Below are 1,966 nucleotides of genomic sequence, written 5' to 3' on the forward strand. Positions count from 1 at the left end.
TTGACGCCGGGCCCCTCACCGGTGCGGTGGTAGATCCTTACCGGAGCGCGCAGCGCGGACCCGCAAAGCCCCTCGGGAAGCCCGGCCTCATCCTCGGCGACCCCCTTGGTGCCGTACCGCTCGTCGAACGGGGATGCATCCTCGGGGAGCAGTCCCGCGCGGTGGAGGTATTCAGGGATGAGGTTGCTGGCGAAAGTGACCTCAGCGGTGCCGCCGCTGGTGAAGTAGTGCACGTCGGAGGCGCCTTCGGGGATCGGCGCGCCACCGGCCACGATCACGCCGGGCAGCTGCACCTCGCTTCCCTCGCATGCTCTCGCGTCGCCGAACGGGTGGGACACGTCATCGCGCAGGAGCCAGACAACTCCACCGGCCACCACAGCCAGGGCCAGCACCACAGCCGCCAGACACGACAACGGCCTGCGCTGCCGGCCCCGCTCGCTGTTGGACGCCCCATTTCCGGCCGCCGGCAATGGCTCCCCCGCCGCCGGCTCTTCGTCGGGTCTGCCTGCGGGCTCGGCCGCCCTCGGGCCGACACTCCGGAATTCGTTCATCAACGCCCCCTCATGCAGCCCGACATACGGGCATGCGCAGCATACGCCGCAGGTCAACGCGTCCGGACGGCGCAGGCAGCGTGAGCCGGGCACCTCGGTCTCCGGCCCGTCTCGGCCGGTGCAACGGTCGCTGGCGGCGTCCGCCTGGCAGTGGCGCAAGTGCGTATCCTCGCTCATCGCCGCGCGTTCTCCACTGTCTGCCGCAGCGCGCGGCCTTTCGTACAGCGGGCGGAACTGACGGCGCGCTAGGTGTGCTGTTGTGCGTGGTCGAGCCTTGCCCGGTTGGCGCAGCCCCGGCAACTGCGTGGGCCAGGACGAAACCGGCGACACCTGCACCGCCGCCAGCGTGGCTGCTGCGCCCGCCGGAGATGAACGGGCACCGCTGAGCTCCGTGCCTTGGGACGCTCTCCACGGTTCTGCCAGGCCCCGGGGGTGTGGACGATTCCTCCGCCACCCGATGCGCGGCCGACGTGACCGCAGGTGCCGCCAGGTGAACCGTCGTCGTCAGCCCGCCGCAGGACCGACCGAGGGCCTGGTCATGCGACTGGCCGGCCGGGGATTCTTCCACAGCGAGTCCCCCTCGCAGCGCGACAGTTGGCCGGCACTCGCGAGGCGACCTCCGACACCTGTCGATTGTTGGACGGGAGCTGCGCCGCCACTCTTCCAGCCATGACACATCTGTCACCCACAAGCCCGGCGGCCAGGCATACCTTGCCCGCCGCTGCCGCCTGGCCCGCCACGACCTGGCGGCCCGGCCCGGCGTCCTGTGCCACTGCCTCGAGCGTGCACGAAGAGCGGACCGGACCGGTCGGCGGTTAGCCGTCTCCGGCACCCGGATGTCACCCAGCAGTACCGAATCCCGGGACGTGCTCCGCGGCCCGTTCCATCCTGTCCCCCGCTCCTGCCTGGAGGCCGACATGCCCGACTCCGCACCACGCTCCGAGCAGCACACTCTCTCCCCAACGGGCATGGCCGTGCTGGCCGTACTGGCCATCGCGGTCGGCGCCCTGGAAAACGTTCCGATCCCCGTGCTGCCGCTCCTCCAGAGCGAGCTGTCCCTCACCACGGCGCAGGCAGCACTGCTCTCCACGACGCTGATCCTCAGCGGCTCGGTCACGGGTCCGATCACGGCCAAACTCGCGGACCTCTACGGCGGGCGCCGCATGCTGCTCGTGATGACCTGGATCATCGTCGCGGGCGCCGGCGTCTCGGCCGCCGCCGATTCCCTGCCCGTGATGCTGGTGGGCCAAGCCCTCCAGGGCATCGGCGTCGGCATTCTGCCCGTCGCCTTCGCGCTGGTGCGGGAGTTCATGAAGGAGCGCCTCTCGCTCGCCGTCGGACTGGTCACCGGCCCCTGCATCGCCGGCACCGGTCTGGGGATCGTGGCTGCGGGCCCGCTCGCGGACGCCCGGGGC

At 71.2% G+C, this 1,966-nt stretch carries 2 protein-coding genes; one reads left to right on the plus strand and one right to left on the minus strand.

The genetic code is table 11. The features are described from left to right. A partial coding sequence (locus ACQKIP_RS46160) for a hypothetical protein (protein WP_427745737.1) occupies positions 1-728 on the minus strand: 728 nt, incomplete at its 3' end. 740 nt (positions 729-1,468) lie between these two features. Between ACQKIP_RS46160 and ACQKIP_RS46165 the strand changes: the two genes are divergently transcribed. Continuing rightward, positions 1,469-1,966, plus strand: a 498-nt coding sequence (locus ACQKIP_RS46165) for an MFS transporter (protein ID WP_427745738.1), incomplete at its 3' end; no start/stop codon positions are given.

The organism is Streptomyces sp. NPDC059900, from assembly GCF_050270335.1.
Classification (GTDB): Bacteria; Actinomycetota; Actinomycetes; order Streptomycetales; family Streptomycetaceae; genus Streptomyces.